Origin of the sequence: Alkalilimnicola ehrlichii (assembly GCF_003399765.1) — a bacterium.
GTDB lineage: Bacteria > Pseudomonadota > Gammaproteobacteria > Nitrococcales > AK92 > AK92.
On sequence record NZ_NFZV01000001.1, the window covers coordinates 379,904 to 397,103 of the forward strand.

The 17,200-nt window shown below is 61.7% G+C and carries 15 protein-coding genes and 1 riboswitch; of the genes, 11 read left to right on the plus strand and 4 right to left on the minus strand.

The features are described from left to right. The first annotated feature begins 320 nt into the window (after nucleotides 1–320). The 10 genes from CAI21_RS01920 to CAI21_RS01965 all read left to right on the plus strand — a co-directional run bounded on the left by CAI21_RS01920 (nucleotide 321) and on the right by CAI21_RS01965 (nucleotide 12,972). Entirely contained in the window at nucleotides 321–869 is a 549-nt protein-coding gene (locus CAI21_RS01920; protein ID WP_116300711.1) for a sigma-70 family RNA polymerase sigma factor, read from the plus strand. Beyond that, nucleotides 850–1,845 carry a FecR family protein gene (locus CAI21_RS01925; protein ID WP_147305017.1) on the plus strand — a complete coding sequence of 332 codons (996 nt, stop codon included), beginning with the start codon at nucleotides 850–852 and terminating at the stop codon, nucleotides 1,843–1,845. Before CAI21_RS01920 ends, CAI21_RS01925 begins: the two co-directional genes overlap by 20 nt. 99 nt (nucleotides 1,846–1,944) lie before the next feature. Beyond that, entirely contained in the window at nucleotides 1,945–4,626 is a 2,682-nt protein-coding gene (locus tag CAI21_RS01930) for a TonB-dependent receptor domain-containing protein (protein WP_116300713.1), read from the plus strand. A gap of 77 nt (nucleotides 4,627–4,703) precedes the next feature. Then, nucleotides 4,704–7,007 (plus strand): PKD domain-containing protein, encoded by a 2,304-nt coding sequence (locus CAI21_RS01935; protein ID WP_116300714.1) that lies wholly within the window; start codon nucleotides 4,704–4,706, stop codon nucleotides 7,005–7,007. A gap of 152 nt (nucleotides 7,008–7,159) precedes the next feature. Beyond that, entirely contained in the window at nucleotides 7,160–7,906 is a 747-nt protein-coding gene (locus tag CAI21_RS01940; protein ID WP_116300715.1) for a Slam-dependent surface lipoprotein, read from the plus strand. 99 nt (nucleotides 7,907–8,005) lie between these two features. Further along, nucleotides 8,006–9,484 (plus strand): surface lipoprotein assembly modifier, encoded by a 1,479-nt coding sequence (locus tag CAI21_RS01945; RefSeq protein WP_116300716.1) that lies wholly within the window; start codon nucleotides 8,006–8,008, stop codon nucleotides 9,482–9,484. A gap of 135 nt (nucleotides 9,485–9,619) precedes the next feature. Continuing rightward, nucleotides 9,620–9,835: riboswitch (cobalamin riboswitch) on the plus strand. A 130-nt stretch (nucleotides 9,836–9,965) separates the two neighbouring features. Further along, the gene (locus CAI21_RS01950; protein WP_116300717.1) at nucleotides 9,966–11,723 is read left to right on the plus strand and encodes a ribonucleoside triphosphate reductase; all 1,758 of its coding nucleotides are present in this window, start codon (nucleotides 9,966–9,968) and stop codon (nucleotides 11,721–11,723) included. Next, on the plus strand, nucleotides 11,716–11,877 hold the full coding sequence (gene nrdD, locus CAI21_RS01955) for an anaerobic ribonucleoside-triphosphate reductase (protein WP_116300718.1): 162 nt from the start codon (nucleotides 11,716–11,718) through the stop codon (nucleotides 11,875–11,877). Before CAI21_RS01950 ends, nrdD begins: the two co-directional genes overlap by 8 nt. Beyond that, nucleotides 11,864–12,475: an anaerobic ribonucleoside-triphosphate reductase activating protein gene (locus tag CAI21_RS01960; RefSeq protein WP_116300719.1), complete on the plus strand. Its 612-nt coding sequence runs from the start codon at nucleotides 11,864–11,866 to the stop codon at nucleotides 12,473–12,475. The genes nrdD and CAI21_RS01960 overlap by 14 nt, the downstream gene beginning before the upstream one ends. Beyond that, nucleotides 12,472–12,972 (plus strand): lactoylglutathione lyase family protein, encoded by a 501-nt coding sequence (locus CAI21_RS01965; protein ID WP_116300720.1) that lies wholly within the window; start codon nucleotides 12,472–12,474, stop codon nucleotides 12,970–12,972. Before CAI21_RS01960 ends, CAI21_RS01965 begins: the two co-directional genes overlap by 4 nt. A 56-nt stretch (nucleotides 12,973–13,028) precedes the next feature. On the opposite strand, the gene fghA is transcribed toward CAI21_RS01965, so the two are convergent. Together fghA and CAI21_RS01975 are read right to left on the minus strand one after the other, a co-directional pair. Beyond that, nucleotides 13,029–13,880, minus strand: coding sequence for an S-formylglutathione hydrolase (fghA, locus tag CAI21_RS01970; RefSeq protein WP_116300721.1), 852 nt, complete (start codon nucleotides 13,878–13,880; stop codon nucleotides 13,029–13,031). Between the two features lie 49 nt (nucleotides 13,881–13,929). Then, the gene (locus CAI21_RS01975; RefSeq protein WP_181919226.1) at nucleotides 13,930–15,045 is read right to left on the minus strand and encodes an S-(hydroxymethyl)glutathione dehydrogenase/class III alcohol dehydrogenase; all 1,116 of its coding nucleotides are present in this window, start codon (nucleotides 15,043–15,045) and stop codon (nucleotides 13,930–13,932) included. 143 nt (nucleotides 15,046–15,188) lie between these two features. On the opposite strand from CAI21_RS01975, the gene CAI21_RS01980 reads away from it, so the two are divergent. After that, nucleotides 15,189–16,073, plus strand: a complete 885-nt coding sequence (locus CAI21_RS01980; RefSeq protein WP_116300723.1) for a LysR family transcriptional regulator — start codon at nucleotides 15,189–15,191, stop codon at nucleotides 16,071–16,073. Nucleotides 16,074–16,094: 21 nt separating this feature from the next. Here the strand turns inward: CAI21_RS01980 and CAI21_RS01985 are convergent, their stop codons facing one another. Further along, nucleotides 16,095–16,541 carry a GNAT family N-acetyltransferase gene (locus tag CAI21_RS01985; RefSeq protein ID WP_116300724.1) on the minus strand — a complete coding sequence of 149 codons (447 nt, stop codon included), beginning with the start codon at nucleotides 16,539–16,541 and terminating at the stop codon, nucleotides 16,095–16,097. 32 nt (nucleotides 16,542–16,573) lie between these two features. Continuing rightward, nucleotides 16,574–16,987, minus strand: a complete 414-nt coding sequence (locus CAI21_RS01990; RefSeq protein ID WP_147305018.1) for a hypothetical protein — start codon at nucleotides 16,985–16,987, stop codon at nucleotides 16,574–16,576. Between the last annotated feature and the right edge of the window lie 213 nt (nucleotides 16,988–17,200).

The window sequence follows — 17,200 nt, forward strand, 5'->3', positions numbered from 1 at the left end:
GGGGTGCGCGTTTGCGTCGTTGCCGACCTGGTTCGTTAACCACACCTTAGCGCATTTTCCCGCCGCTTCGGTTTGCCCGCGCACCGGTAAATGGCTCTTCCACGAGTACGCCTTCGCGTTTCGTTTTGCCGGTTCAGCGTGTCGGCCAAGCGAAAGATGATCGGCCACTAGGCGCTGGGGAAGCATTCGTCCCCAGGCGACATTCCGCTGGTTATTTGACAATTAATGCAGTTGAGACTTATTCTCAATTAAAATCTAAAACCCATAACTTCTATTCCGGGTGTCACAACTAAACGCCTGTACCGCGGGAAGGATATCCCATGGGAGCGAATTCCCAAGCAAGGAAAGATCTACTGGCGGTTCTTTATAACAATCATCATCGCTGGCTGGTGCATTGGCTGCGCAAGAAGATCGGCTGCTCGGAGCAGGCCGCCGACCTGGCGCAAGATAGTTTCGTCAGGGTGATGGCCAGCCAGACCAATTTACACGCACTCTGCGAGCCTCGGGCTTATCTCACCAGAATCGCCACCCGTCTGCTGATCGACAGCGTTCGTCGCCGCCAAGTCGAACAGGCTTGGTACGAGAGCTGGGTGGGACTCTACGGTAACGACGCCAGCATGGAACCCGCAACCGAGGCCTTAGTAGAAATGCTCGATTTGCTGGTGGCTATAACACGCATGCTCGAAGGCCTGCCGGAGAAGCCTCGCAAAGCCTTTCTCTGGAGCCGTCTGAAGGGCATGCCCTATGCCGAGATTGCCGCCCGTTTGGGCGTCTCGGTGGTCAGGGTAAAACAGTACATCGCCCGCGCCCTGCTGCATTGTCACGACATCCTTGAAGGTGAGGCAAACGGTGAAGGTCCCCGCCACTGAATCTGCTACTACGCCCAGCCGCACCATGATCGAGCAAGCTGCCCACTGGCATGCAACGCTTGGCTCGGAAACCGTGACCGAGGAGGAAAAGCAGGCGTGTGCAGCATGGCGGGCGGCGCATCCCAGCCATGAAGCAGCCTTTCAGCGCTTGCTGCGTGTGTGGGCGCCGCTGGAATCGCTAAACGACGAACTCAAGGAGCCGGCCCTGTCTACCGTTCAGGCGGTGGCGGGGCGCAAACTGCGTCGGCGCGGCGCACGGTTGGCATCGCTAGCGGGGGCGGTGTTACTAAGCGGTTGGCTGAGCTTTCAGTGGCTGTTACCGGCAGGGATGGGCGCCGATCATGCCACGCTCGCCGGAGAGCGTCGCGAGCTATTGCTTGACGATGGCAGTCGTCTGTTACTAAACAGCAGAACGGCGATTGATGTCCGCTATAGCGATCGAGAGCGCCGCATCGTGCTGCATCGCGGAGAGCTGCTGATCGATGTCGGCCGGGATGCTGCGCGCCCATTTATCGTTGCGACCCGCTACGGTACCGCGGAAGCGCTGGGTACCCGCTATGCCGTCAGGCAGACCGCCGACGATGCGGCGGTGGTGACGGTGGCGCACTCCCGCGTCAGGTTTTGCCCGGCACCGGAGGCGAGCGCCGAGCGTTGTCGGCTTTTGCGGGAGGGGGAGCAAAGCCGGGCCGGCGCCGACGGCGCAGCGACGTCCGCGATCGAGGTGGATGTCGAAGCGGCCACCGCCTGGACGAGGGGGCGGCTGGTTGTCGACGACTGGCCGTTGCCGCAAGTGCTCTCAGAGCTTGGTTACCATCGCCGCGGTTGGTTGATTTTCCACGCGGATTCACTGCAAGACTTGCGCGTGTCCGGCGTTTTCCCTATCGACGATACCGACTTGGCCCTGGCCATTCTGGAGGCGAACTTACCGCTCACTATCTCCCGCTATGGGCCTGTCACCCGAATCGCCCGCCACTAGCGGGCTCTTATAAGCAGAAAAGCCTGCTCGACTCTATACCTTTTGCTCCGGCGCTCGTCATAACCCATAGGTAAACGAGAATGGGAATTATTTTTATTTATGGGGTGCAACAAACTCATCCGCCGGACTGTCGGGTGGTGCGTGCTGTTGGCTGGGGGGCTGCTGGCGCTGACGCTTCACGCCGCCGAATCCGCGCATCGCTTCGACATACCGCCAGGCGGTCTTGACCAAACGCTGACGCAGTTTGCCTTGCAGGCAGGGCTTGTTCTGTATCTCGATCCTGCCTTGGCTCAGGGGCAAACCAGCCCGGGCCTGCAAGGCGAGTATCGGCCCCGGCACGGCCTGTCGCTCTTGCTAAGCGGTACCGGCCTCACCTATCGAGAGGATGCCGACAGCGGCGCCATCGCTATCGTACCTCGCGCCGCTATCGCCGCCAGCGAGCGGCAGTCGCTGCCGGCGCTACTGATCGAGGCGCGGCCCTGGAGTCCGGGAGACGACGCCTACACCGGTTCGGGCTCGGCCAATGTGCTCACACAGCGGGATATCGAGCTTTTTCGGGGTAGCTCCGTGGGCGATATCTTCCAGGGCACGCCCGGCGTGCTGGTGGGGGAGAACCGCAACAGCGGCGGCCTGGACCTCAACATCCGCGGCATGCAGGGGCAGGGGCGGGTGCCGGTGCTGATTGACGGCAGCCGGCAGGAAACGACGGTACACCGCGGCTATGCCGGCGTCGCTTCCCGTAGTTATGTGGACCCGGATCTGATCGGCGGCATTCGTATCGACAAAGGGCCGAGCATGACGGCCGAAGGCAGCGGCGCGGTCGGTGGGCTGGTCAGCATGCGCACCCTGGAGCCCAACGACATCATCAAGGACGGCAAGGATTTCGGCGTCCGGCTTCGAGGTACCGCCATCGGCAATAACAGCGGTCGCACTCCTAGCCCCGGCACGCCGGCGGGTTATAACACAGGCAATCCGTTTGCCGGCGCAGCGGTCTACCGCACGGACTGTATCGTTGCGAGCCTGTGCCAGGGCGAGTACGCACTGCCCGAACGCTTCGCCCCGGAGGCCGGTATGGATCGCCCCGGCCTGCTGGAGCCGAAAAGCCATGCCGCCAGCGTGGCCGTTGCCGGGCGCTTGGCCTGGGCGGATCTGCTCGCCGCTTATGCGGAGCGCCGCCAGGGCAATTATTACGCCGGCAGGCACGGTCGCACGCCGTCCATCGACCTCTCCGATGTACGCGAATTGCCCTTCTACACCGAGGTGCGGCCGGTACTGCGCGGCGCTTCCCGATTCCGAGGCGGGGAGCGCATCGTTAACAGCAACTACGAGAGCCAGTCGGTTCTACTCAAGGGCCAGCTCTGGCTGCCGCGCGAGCAAAACCTGGAATTAAGCTACCTGAATTACCGCAGTACCTACGGCGAGTTGATGCCCTCGCAACTCATGTGGTTCGACCAAGTCCGGCAGACGGCCTCAAGCGAGGTAACGGCAAACACCTACACCGCCCGTTACCGCTGGGATCCGTTCGCCTCCGATTATTTCGACCTACGCGCCAATCTTTGGCATACCGATACGCGTAGCAGTAACGACCCCTACTTCGTGCCGGGCGCCGATGGCGAGCCGATGGAAATGGGCGGAACCGGCTCCGAACACTATCGCCGCTGGGGAGCGGACCTTAGCAACAGCATGCGCTTTGAGGGCTTCGGCCGGCTGGAGGCCCGCTACGGCGGTTCCGCGCAATTAGAAAAGCTCCGCCCCCGCGGCGAGATCGCCGAGGACACCCCGAGCGACAACCGCGACGGCGATCGCCATGAGCTTAGCGCGTTTGCCGCGCTGGAATATCAACCGCTACCTAGCGTCACCTTAGAAGCCGGTATCCGGCACACCCGCTTCCGCTCCAAAGACAACACGCCCATGGCGATCGACCCGGGCAACGAATACTGCCCCGAGCCCGACGGCGACGGCGGCTGCCTCCCCTTTACCTACCGAAGCCGCAATCACGGCACCGTGCCTATGGCCGGCCTTACCTGGGAGCCCGTCGCCGGCATTCGGCTCTATGCCCGCTACGCCGAGGCGCTCCGCATGCCCAGTTTGTTCGAAACCACCCAAGGATTCTCGGTGGCGCCGACCCCCGGCCTGGACCTAAAACCGGAGCACGCTTACCACCGCGAAGTGGGCATCAATATGCTGCGCCATGGGTTGCTCGGCGAAAGCGACCGACTTGGGTTACGCATCGCCTACTTCCGCAACCGCGTTAAAGACTATATCACCCGCACGCCGCGCAACCTGTGGGAGGAGGAAACCGACAACTTCCAGCAAAACATGTTCCGCATCCGCAACATCGAAAGCGCAAGCTTTCATGGCTACGAAGTGTCGGCGGAGTATGACGCAGGGTGGTTGTTCGGAGAGTTCGGCGGCACCTGGTACAGCAACATCGAAACCTGCCACGAAGGTAGCTATCGTCGTCAAAGCTGCACCGATTACGGCGTGCCGCGCAGCTACATCAATAACATGATCCCCCCAACTGGCATAGCAGCGCCACCCTCGGCACACGGCTATTCCAGCAGCAGCTGGAGCTTGGCGCTCGCGGCACCTTCATGGGGCAGCGCACCCCGCTTCCTCCCACTGACAGCTCGCAATTCCAGAGCTTTGCCGCGCCGGTGTCCTGGCACCGCTATCGCGTGTACGACGTGTTCGCCAGCTACCGGCCCAACGACACCGTCAGCGTCGATTTCAACATCGACAACGTCACGGACCGTTACTACATCGACGCGCTCAGCCTAGGGCTGGTGCCTGCTCCCGGGCGCACGGCCCGGTTGAGCCTGACGCTTCATTACTAACCCAAGAAGGAGACGCTTTGCATGAATAGGCCCTTACCGCTGTTTGCCCTAGGCTGCTGCCTGCTATGGCTGAGTGCCTGCGGCGGCAGTAGCAGCACGTCCCGCCCCACGGCCGACGCCGGTCCCGACCGGACGGTGGAGATGGGGGATACCGTCGTGCTCGATGCCGGCGGCAGCAGCACGCCTAACGGCGACGGCTCATTAAGTTACACGTGGTCCTTGATCGCGCAACCGGAGTTCAGCAAAGCCGAGCTGGAGGGGAGCGATACGATCGCCACCCGCTTCGTCGCCGACTTACCCGGCCGCTACGTGGCCAATTTGACCGTCGACGACGGCACTCGGCAAAGCCAGCCCAGCCGCGTCACGATAACGGCGACCAACCCCTACCCGGTGGCCGTGGTGCGGCCGATCTACAACGAACTGCTGGGGGCCCAGGTCACGCTGGACGGTACCCGCAGCGTGCCGCCCAGCGGCGCCGACTCAGCCGAGCTGAGCTTTCGCTGGACGCTGACCGAGCGGCCGGAGGAGAGCAACGCCACCTTGTTCGACGCCACCACCGCAACACCCTGGCTGGAAGCCGACGCCGTCGGCACCTACAGCGCCGAGCTGGTGGTGAGCCACGCCGGGCAGAGCAGCGAACCGGCCGTCGTCACCGTCACGGTCACCCCGCTCAACACCGTGCCGGTGGCCGACGCCGGCGGCGACCGCAGCGTGCCCTTCGGCCGTGTGCACCTGGACGGCAGCGGTAGCTACGACGCCGACGGCGACCCGCTCAGCTACCGCTGGCGCTTCGCCAAAGCCGTCCACCAGCCGGCGGTGCGCTACAAGAACATCCCCATCGGCTCGCAGACCGAGCTGGCGGACGCGGATACCGCCACCCCGTACTTCGACCCGGACCTTCCCGGCGACTACGAAGTCACCCTGTACGTGTTCGACGGCACCTCTCGCAGCGCAGTCTCCCGCGCCACCATTACCGTGGAAGCGCCGGAGAGGGACGAGAACACGCCCCCGGTGGCGGTGCTCCAGTACGACGGCCCGGACAATGCCGAGCCCTACGAAGTGGAGCCGGGCGTCGGCTGGCAGGCTTACGTCTACCCCGCCAGCGGCTCCTACGACGTGGACGGCGATCCGCTGGCCCACCATTGGGAATGGATCAGCTACCCCAACGGCTTCGACCCGGACGGGCCGCACGTGAACCTGCGCCGCGACAACCCCGGTCACCGGAGTGCGTACTTCACCCCCACCGAGCAGGGCGAGTACGTGTTGCAGCTCACCGTCAACGACGGCAGCGTGGACAGCGAACCGGCGCAAATCGTCTTCAACGCCCGCCTCGGCGCCAACCGCCCGCCGGTCGCTGTCGCCGATGCCGACAGCATCACCGCGCTGGTGGGCAGCTCGGTGGGGTTGGACGGCACCGGTAGCTACGACCCCAACGACGATCCGCTGAGCTACCACTGGCGCCTGATCGACCGGCCCGACCACAGCCAGGCCTCGCTGTCCGACCCCGACAGCGCCCGCCCCAGCTTCGTGCCCGACGAACCGGGCGCCTACATCGCCGAGCTTACCGTCCGAGACCATCACGGATTGGTCAGCTATCCGCCGGACGAGGTCACCGTCATGGCCAAGACCCACAACACGCCGCCGGTGGTGAACCCTGCCATGAGTCGAGGCTTAAGCACCGAGCAGCCGTTTACTCTCGGCCAACCCTTTGGAGCGCAAAGCTTTGGGGTGCGTGCCAATGCCTACGACGTGGACGGCGACCCGCTGTACTACCTGTTCGTTCTCGCCCAGCAGCCGGCGGGCAGCAACCTGCCGGAGGCCTCAGACGGCAACGGCCGCGTCTTCTGGAACCTCACGCCGGAGGTGCCGGGTACCTACGTCTTTGAGGTGGCGGTCAGCGACGGTATCGACACCACGTCCGGGGTCGTCAAGGTCGGCGTGGTGGAGCGGGAGGATTATCCCGGGCTGTTGCTGGAAAACGCACACTGCGCGGTCGGCAGCTATCGCCAGCAGACCTTCCCATTCAGTCGGTATCCTACCTTTAGTGCAGAGGATCGCTGCCACAGTCTCTACCGCCTGACCGCCGTCGACCGCGATTACACCATCGTCAACCTACACACGGCCTCCGATCATTTCGGCTACGTCCCCTGGTTCGATGGCCTGGAGGACGGCCAGGTCATCGCCCAGGGCGAGGAGGTCGTGTTTTCGGTTTGGACCCCCGCCGTTCCTGAACATGAGCCTGTCTCTGCAATGAGCCTGGGTTTCAGCGTGGCGGAAAAGCCGGGCTGGGATTTCCAGTACCGGGTGCGGCCTCCTCTCGATTGATGCCGGAGGGAGCGAAGGCGATGAGGGAGCCGGGCTATGTCCTTTACCAGCAAACAAACAAGGAGGTGATGCCGACACGATCGATCCGGTACGCCAGTACCCAAACACGCAAACGTAATGCTTTCGTTAATGTGAAACACAGGAGATACATCATGAAATACGTAAATCTGAACCTGCTGGCCGTGGCGATCATGGCTGTAAGCGGCGCCGCCCAGGCTACGGTGGTGGGCACCCAGAGCGACGACACCTATATCGAAGTCGGTGCGGCCACCGTCTTCGGCGGCCCCCATACCCCCGGCGGCCCCGGTGTCGGGGTTTACACCATGGGCAAGGCCAATAAGGTCGACTTTGCCGGCCTGCAAGGCGTGGTGCCGCCTAACGCGGACGGTGTGACTACAATCCACAACCCCATCGCGGACAACCATGGCGGCATGGGCGTGTTCGACTTCGCCAAGGTGGCGGGCCACGAGGTCTACTTCGGCGAGTGGAGCACGGCAGGGGACGTTACCGACGGCACCCACACCGTCTACTACGCCGGTGAAGGGGCCACCGCCAGCATGCCCACCTCCGGGACGGCGGAGTATTCCGTCGCGGGCCTCAGCGACTATGCCAGCAACGGGTTGCTGAGCGGGACGCTCACCGCTGACTTTGGTGCCAATACCTTGTCCGGGGGCATGCAAAACGGCGATACCGGATACTCCATCGACATCGGAACGGCCACGATAAGCGGCAATACCTTTGTCGGTGGTGGTGCTAGGGCTGAGCTCTCCGGAGTAGAGCTGGCCCGAGACGGTAATGTGGAAGGCCACTTCTTCGGCGCCAACGCCGCGGCTCTGGCCGGCATCGCCACCTTTGCCGACAGCCAGTACGACGCCGCCTTCGGCGGCTCCCGAGACTAATGGCGGCCGTTTAACGGTCGGTGTCTTTAGTCGTAACAGCGAGCGCCGCTCTGCGGGCGCTCGTTTCTCGTTTGTTCCGATTCCGCCAGAGTTCCAGCGATGACGATTGCAATCCCTCTACGCCGGCTGCTGGTTGTGGCGCTGTGTGTGTATAGCCTGGCCGTCGCGGCCGACCCGGATACGCCCCTGCGGCTCGAACAGCGCCTGGAGCACAGTGCCGCCGATCAAGAGCGCGAACTGCTACGAGAGGCGCTCGATGCCGACGGCGAACACCCCCAGCTTTTGATCGACGGTCGTCACTATCGGGTTGAGAACACATTGGATGATCTGGGCCGGGCCTTGTATTTATCCGTGCGCGCCCAGCAGTGGTCGGCGGTGCGGCATTTTCTCGCGGCGTACCGAAGCCTGTCCGGGCACGACCCGATGCTGGTGCACTACGCGCAAGGCGGACTTGCCCGGGCGGAGGGCCGCTTAGTCGAGGCGGAGCGTGAGTATGAGGCGCTGCTAGCCATCCAGCCCGAGTTCCTGCCTGGTCGGTTGGAATTGGCGCGGGTGCTGTTCGAGAACCACAAGGATCGCGAGGCGGCTGACCGCTTCCGCGATATTCGCGCCTCGCTGGACCCCGCCGACCGCCGCGTGGACGGCTTGCGCCGCAGCGTCGAGTTGTTCCTGGAAGCGCTGGAGCGCCGGCGCCGCTGGCAAGGCTCGCTGGCGGTGGGCGGCGTCTGGGACGACAACCTAAACCGCTCCTCCGAGGATCGCACCTGCCTGGCGGCCGATGCCGCCGGCAACTGCATCATCGAGCGCCGCATTCCCGAGGCGATTACCGCCCACGGCCTGGATTTCGAGATGGCGGCGAACCGGCGCCTGCCGCTACGGGGGCAGCATGGCCTGTACCTGCGCTCGCTGTTGTTCGGCGCCGTCTATAAGAAGCAGACACCCTACAACGAAATGACCAGCATCACGCACGCCGGCTACCACTACCGCACCGCGCGCGGGCATTACGCCGTCGCGCCCTTATTCGAAATCCATCGCTTGGGCAACCAGACTCAGCACGGCGCCTGGGGCGCCCATGCCGAATGGCAGCGCCACCTATCGCCCAACAGTTCGCTGAGGGTGGAAGGTCATCACAAGACGCTGCGCTATCGGCCCGATCTGTATGCGCATCATGACGGCAGCCAGCGGGCGGTATACGCCACCCTCTGGCATGCCAGGCCTTCGGGGTGGATGCTGTTGGGCGGGGTGGACCAGCTGGAGCGTTCGACCGAGTATCGGGCGGACAGCTATCGCCAGTATGGGGCGCGGCTGGGGGTGATACGGCAATTTGACGCCGGTTTCGAAACCAGCCTGTTCACCGCTTTTCGCCAACGGCAATATCAGGCCGACAACCCTTTGCTCGAACAGCGGCGCCGAGACGAGGAACAAACATACACCCTGACCCTCCGCGCTCAACGCTTCAGCACCTTGGGCCTGACGCCGGCCTTGAGCTTACGGCATCAGCGCGTCGACAGCTCGGTCGACTGGTTATACAGCTACCAGCGCAACACCGCCAGCTTAAAGCTGGAACGCCGCTTTTAGGAAATGCCGCATCATTTTCCTTCACCCCCCTGGCCGCGCGAGGGGGCGGCGTCTCCTGGCGCCCGCCGTACCGTCCCGTAAGCTCTCTACGGTCGCCGAGGCTGCCTCTTGCAAATGTCGCCGATTATCTATATGTTGTTCTTCGTCTTCAATGCTTGCACCATATGTTGTGGTGCTGCAAGCAGGGAATCCGGTGCGAATCCGGAACTGTCGCGCAGCGGTGTAGGGGAGCGAAGGTCGCCGGGCGTAAAGCGCCAGGCACTGTCCGATCAGGATGGGAAGCCGCGACCGTAGGTGCTCGTTACGAGCGTGCCCCTGAGTCCGAATACCTGCCGAAGACGGCCGCCACCACCGGCGGTTAGCCCGAGCCTTCGCGTCAAAGGCGGCGGGAGCGGTGTTGCGTCTGTGCGATGACGAACACCGTCCTCCTGTGCTTGTGCGATGGCCGGTTGTGGAACCACACGCGCAGATGGGATGCAACATGTCGAACCTCTTTCTGTCCCCACACGATAACGTCTCGCCGTCGAACGCCGGCTATCGCATCGACGTTTCCAATACCATCAACGAGTACCTGCAACGGCAGGATTGGCGAGTTAACGCCAATGCCAATCAAGGCTATTCGCTGGGCGGTTTGATTCTGAATAGCGCCGGCAAGATGGTGGCCAATTATTGGCTTGAGCAGGTTTACCCGGCCGCCATCGGGCAAGCGCACCGCGACGGCGATATACATATTCACGATCTGGATATGCTCTCGGGTTACTGCGCCGGCTGGTCGCTGCGGACGTTGCTGCATGAAGGGCTCAACGGGGTGCCGGGCAAAGTCGAAGCCGCGCCGCCCAAGCATTTGTCCTCGGCGGTGGGGCAGATCGTTAATTTCCTCGGCACGCTGCAGAACGAATGGGCCGGCGCCCAAGCCTTCAGCTCCTTCGATACCTATCTCGCGCCCTTCATTCGCAAGGATAAGCTCGCCTACGCCGAGGTCCGGCAATGCATACAGGAGCTGATCTACAACCTCAACGTGCCGTCGCGGTGGGGGACGCAAACGCCGTTTACGAATCTTACCTTCGATTGGACGTGCCCGGAGGATTTAAAAGATCAGGTGCCTATCGTCGGCGGCGAGGAAATGCCGTTTAGCTACGGCGAGCTGCAAACCGAAATGGACATGATCAATCGCGCCTACATCGAGGTCATGACCGAGGGCGATGCCAAGGGCAGGGTGTTTACCTTTCCCATTCCGACTTACAACATCACGGCGGATTTTCCCTGGGACAGCGAGAACGCCGAGCGGCTGTTCGCGATGACGGCCAAATACGGGCTGCCGTATTTCCAGAACTTCGTGAATTCGGATCTTGAGCCGCATATGGTTCGCAGCATGTGCTGCCGCCTGCAATTGGATTTGCGCGAGCTACTCAAACGCGGCAACGGGCTATTCGGCAGCGCCGAGCAAACCGGCTCGCTGGGTGTCGTCACCGTCAATTGCGCGCGGTTGGGCTACCTATATCGAGGCGACGAGGCCGGATTATTTGCCCGGCTGGATACGCTGCTGGCGCTTGGCCGCGACAGTCTGGAGATCAAGCGGCGGACTATTCAGGCGTTAATGGACAACGGTCTCTTTCCCTATACCAAGCGCTACCTGGGCACCCTGCGCAATCATTTCTCGACGCTGGGCGTTAACGGCATTAACGAGATGATCCGCAACTTCAGCGCCGACGCCGACGACCTTACCACCGCGCACGGCCATGCGCTTGCGGTTCGCTTGCTCGATCGCATCCGTGCGCGTATGACGGAGTTTCAAGAGGCGACGGGGCATCTTTACAACCTGGAAGCGACGCCCGCCGAAGGGACGACCTACCGCTTCGCCAAGGAAGACCGCAAGCGTTACCCGGACATTATCCAGGCAGGCACGCCCGAGAATCCTTATTACACCAATTCGTCACAGCTGCCTGTGGGTTTCACGGACGACCCGTTCGAGGCGCTTGAGCGGCAGGAAGCGCTACAGACTCGCTATACCGGCGGCACCGTGCTGCATCTTTATATGGGCGAGCGGATATCGAGCACCGATGCCTGTCGCCGCTTGGTGCGGCGCGCGTTGGAGCGTTTTCGCCTGCCCTACATCACGGTGACGCCAACCTTTTCCATTTGCCCTATTCACGGCTACCTGAGCGGAGAGCACGAATTCTGCCCCCGCTGCGACGAAAACTTAATCGCTAACCAACAAAAGGAGGCGCACGATGCCTAATACGGCCGTCGAACTGAAGACTGAAGAACGCACTCGTTGCGAGGTATGGACGCGAGTGATGGGCTATCACCGCCCGGTCGCGAGCTGGAATGTCGGCAAGCAAGGAGAGCACAAAGAGCGGCAATTCTTTCGGGAGCACCATGACTCGGCCTGAGCTTCGGGTAGGGGGCGTTAGCCCCCTTACGACGATCGATTATCCCGGCGAGCTTGCCGCCGTTGTGTTCTGCCAGGGGTGTCCGTGGCGTTGTCATTACTGCCATAACCCGGAACTGTTGCCGGCTCGCGGTGTGGCCGGTATTGCGTGGGGCCGGGTGCTGGATTTCTTGCAGCGGCGGCGCGGTTTGCTGGATGCGGTGGTGTTCTCCGGCGGCGAGCCGACGTTGCAGCCGGCGCTGGCGCCGGCGATCCTCCAAGTTCGTGAGCTGGGGTTTCGCATCGGCTTGCACACCGCCGGTATGTATCCCAAACGTCTTAAAGCGCTGCTGCCGTTACTGGATTGGGTCGGCTTGGATATCAAAGCCTTACCCGATCGCTATGCGGAGATCACTCAGGTGCGGCGCAGCGGTGGCGCGGCTTGGCGGAGCGCGGAGATCATAGCCGCCAGCGGCGTTGCCCACGAGGTTCGGATTACCCAGTATCGACCGGCTATCGACGCCGAGCACCTGAATGCGTTGCAGCGAAAGCTGCGGGCGCTTGGCGTTGAGAACATGCGGGTTCAACCCTGTCGCGTTCCGGAGGTGCGGCTATCATGAAGGACGTGTATCCAAGAAACTTCTCCCATATTGGGATCTCTGTGCCCGACCTGGAGAAGGCCGTCGAGTTTTATACCGATGTGATGGGGTGGTACCTCATCATGAAACCGACCGAGATCGTCGAGGACGACAGCCCCATCGGCCAGATGTGCACCGACGTTTTCGGCCACGGTTGGGGGAGCTTCCGTATAGCTCACCTTGCAACCGGCGATCGCATCGGGGTCGAATTGTTTCAGTTTCGAAACCAAACGAACCCCGAGGACAACTTCGAATACTGGAAAACGGGCGTGTTCCACTTTTGCGTTCAAGATCCGAACGTGGAAGCCCTGGCCGAGAAAATCGTGGCCGCCGGCGGCAAAAAGCGCATGCCGCGGCCGCGTTATTATTATCCTGGGGAAAAGCCCTATCGCATGATCTACATGGAAGACCCGTTCGGGAATATCGTCGAGATATACAGCCACAGCTACGAGTTGATCTATAGCGAGGGCGCATACTGACGCGCGTGCTCGCCGCCGCACCGGCTCCTCTTGAACAAAGAGCCGGTGCGCGTTGTTCATAGCGCTAAGTGCTGGGCGTGAAAGCGCAGATGATCGTCAATGAAACTGGCGATGAAGTAATAGCTGTGGTCGTAGCCTTCCTGCATCCGCAGCGTCAGCGGATAGCCGCTGGTTTGCGCGGCGGCGGTAAGCGCCTCCGGCTTGAGTTGTTCGGCGAGGAAGTTATCGCGATCGCCTTGGTCGACGAGCGCCGGTAAAAACTGCGCCGCCTCCGCCGCGCGCATGAGCTCGGCGCTGTCGTACTCCCGCCAAGCGTCACGATCCTCTCCCAGGTAGCGGCTTAACGCCTTCTCGCCCCAGGGGCATCGGCTTGGGTTGGCAATGGGGCTGAAGGCCGACACCGAGCGGTAGCGCTGGGGGTTCTTCAGCGCAATGGTCAATGCCCCGTGGCCGCCCATGGAGTGCCCGCTGATAGCGCGCTCGGCGGTCACCGGAAAATGCGCCTCGATAAGCGCCGGCAACTCCTCGACGATGTAATCGTACATGCGGTAATGGCGATTCCAGGGCGCCTGGGTCGCGTTGACGTAAAACCCGGCGCCGTGGCCGAAGTCGTACGCGCCGTCGGGATCGTCGGGCACGTCCTCGCCGCGCGGGCTGGTATCCGGCGCTACTAACGCGATACCTAGCTCGGCGGCGAGACGCTGTGCGCCGGCCTTCTGCATGAAGTTCTCGTCCGTGCAGGTAAGGCCCGAGAGCCAGTACAACACGGGGGCGGGGCGGTCGCCGGTGGCTTGCGGCGGTAAGAAGATAGCGAAGCGCATGCTGCCGTTGAGCGCTTCGGAGCGGTGCCGATACTGCTTGTGCCAGCCACCGAAGCTTTTGTTGGCGCCGACGTTTTCTAGCGTCATAAAGCGGCCTCCTGCTGACGGCGGGCCGGGCACCCGCCGCGTGTGTGCGTTAGCGATCGAAATGAATGACCGAGCGAATGCTCTCGCCTTGGTGCATGAGTTCAAAGGCCCGGTTGATGTCTTCCAGCCCCATGGTATGGGTAATGAAGTCGTTGAGCGGGAATTTCCCGGCGAGGTAATCCTCGACAAGGCCGGGTAACTCGGAGCGACCCTTCACGCCGCCGAAGGCACTGCCGCGCCAGACGCGGCCGGTAACGAGCTGGAACGGGCGGGTGGAAATCTCTTGCCCCGCACCGGCTACGCCGATGATGACGGACTCGCCCCAGCCCTTATGGCAGCACTCCAATGCCGAGCGCATGACGTTAACATTGCCGATGCATTCGAACGAATAGTCGACGCCGCCGTCGGTAATGTCGACGATCACCTCCTGAATCGGTCGATCGAAATCCTTGGGATTGATCAGATCGGTCGCGCCCAGTTTTTTCGCTAACTCGAATTTTGTGGGGTTAATGTCGATGCCGATAATGCGGCCGGCTTTTGCCATGGTCGCGCCGATGATCGCCGATAAGCCGATCCCGCCCAGGCCGAAAATCGCCACCGTGTCGCCCGGCTGTACCTTCGCGGTTTTCATCACCGCGCCCATGCCGGTCGTCACGCCGCAACCGAGCAGGCAGACCTCTTCTAACGGCGCGGACTTGTTAACTTTGGCCAGGGCGATTTCCGGCACCACGGTGTACTCGGAAAAGGTCGACGTGCCCATGTAATGGTGAATCGGCTTGCCGTCCTGGTAAAAGCGGCTGGTGCCGTCGGGCATCACGCCCTTGCCTTGTGTGGCGCGAATGGATTGGCAGAGGTTGGTTTTGCCGGAGAGGCAGAATTTACATTTGCCGCATTCAGGCGTGTAAAGCGGTATGACGTGATCGCCCACGGCAACGCTGCGCACGCCATCCCCCACAGCTTCCACGATGCCGCCGCCTTCGTGGCCGAGAATGGCCGGCCAGTTGCCTTCCGGGTCTTCGCCCGAGAGGGTAAAGGCATCGGTATGGCAAACGCCGGTGGCGACTAGCCGCACCAGGACTTCGCCTTGCTTTGGCAGCATAACGTCGACTTCCTCGACCGATAGCGGCTGCCCCGGTTCGCGGGCAATGGCAGCACGAGATTTGATGAATTGCTCGGACATAGCGCTCCCTTCTGGTTGTGGTCGTGACGTAATAAGCCCCGGAGGGGAGTGGATCGGCGCCAGTGTAGTTGTTTACGAAACGCGTATAATCGGGTTTTCTGGCAAATGACTTTTGCGGCTGGGCAATAATGTACGTGTGGGAAGGTGTGTCGGAGTTTGTCGCGGTGGCGGAAGCCAATAGCTTTACAGCGGCCGCGGAGCGCTTGGGGTTATCCACGGCTTTGGTTAGTCGGCGGGTTCAAGGCTTGGAGCGCCGACTTAGCCTGCGTCTGTTCTATCGCACGACGCGCAAAGTCTCGCTGACGGCCGAAGGGGCGCTGTATTACGGCCACTGCCGTCAAGCTCTGAACGCGTTGGCGGATGCCGAGCGGGCAATGGGGCGGCTTAAGGATACGCCGCAGGGGCTGGTGAAGCTGACCGCCCCCGTTACTTACGGCGAGAAGTATGTGCTGCCCCTGGTTAACGAGTTTTTGGTCCGCTACCCGGAGGTTAGCGTGACCGCGAACTTGACCAATCAACCTATCGATCTGATCGAAGGCGGTTACGATTTGGCGATCCGCCTTGGAAAATTAAGCAGCTCCAGTCTAATCGCGAAGCGCTTGTCCAGCCGTACCCACTATGTGTGCGCGGCACCGGCCTACCTGGAGCGGCATGGCGCGCCGCATACGCTTGCCGAGCTCGCGCACCATAATTGCCTGCGCGGCAACTACAATTACTGGCGCTTTCAGGACCAGGGGCGGGAGACGACGGTGCGGGTGCGAGGCCGCGTTACTTACAACAGCGGCATCGGTCTTCTGGAAGCTGCCTTGAAGGGGATCGGGCTGGTGCAATTGCCCAACTATTACGTTGAGCCCTACTTGCGCAGCGGCGAGTTGGTTTCCGTGCTGGAGCCGTTTCAGGAAGCGGACGAGGGCGTTTGGGCCGTCTACCCGCAGAGTCAGCACCTATCGCCGAAAATCCGCCGCTTGGTTGACTACCTCGCCGAGCACCTTCCGAAACAAGAGGCGTCCTAAGACAGAGGCTATCAGAGTGCGTCAGTAGGCTATGGCTAATCGCAGCCTGTCTTGATGCTGGATGCCGTTCTCGTAGATGGGATCTCGATAGTGTTGCAGAAAGTAATCGACTTCCAACGCATAGGGTCTAAAGCCTACCCTTTGGTAATACGTTAGCTGGTAACCGAAGGTTCCCGTGCCGACCTCGAAACGGCTAGCGCCTTTCTCCCGCACCGTATCGATAGCATGGCGAAGCAGTGCCGAACCGATGCCTTGGCGCTGATACTCGGGTGCAACCGCGATACTCATTAGCTCATAGGTATCGCCAGCGATCGCTTTGATCGCATAGGCGCCGACGGTTTCGCCCGCGAGCAAGGCGATAAAGCAGACCGATTCGTCAAGATAACGCTTGATGTTCTCAGTCGAGGGGTCTGCTTCGAGAAGAAGGTTTATCGGAACTTCCGACGGCGCAACCTGCGTTATGTCCATGAGGTGATTGGCTCTCTAATCTTGCCGCGAGTTTAAACGTGCTTTTCCTCGGCCCGTTTGTTTTCAACGTGCCTTGCCCAAGCTTTCGTGGTGATGCGCTCAAGAAACGAAGCACCTAACATGAGCAACAAACAGCAGACGGCGAGCACGAGCGACAGCAAAGGGCTCATAAACAGCGTCATCAAGTTGAGGTTCGGTAGGTCGCGCAATGCCAGATATTCTTGATTTAACGTCAGCCACACAACCAACAAGGTCGCGGCACCGGCAGGAAACAGGGCGGCAGCGCTCACCGCTTTCGTTTTGTATAACAAGATCCCTCCGGCGGCCAAATATCCCGCGTAGGGCGCAAGAGGGAACACGAGTAAAGGGCCGCCGGCCTGATAGCCGGCGCCAACGAGCAGTTGATACGCCGTTATCGATGCCGCTATCGGATAAACCAATATCATGCAGGCGGCTACGCTGCATAGTATGTATAGGATGGTTCGGCCGGGCACGATTAGCCTTACTCCTGCTTGTCGTTATGAGGATGCCGGCCGCGTTGTCCCCTCGCCTGGGCGCTGAACAGGCAAATCTATGCGTGACGGCATACCCGCTAGGGGCCAACTCAGCCGAGAAGCATCTATTAGCCGGACATTAGCGTATCCGCTCCCAAAATGTCA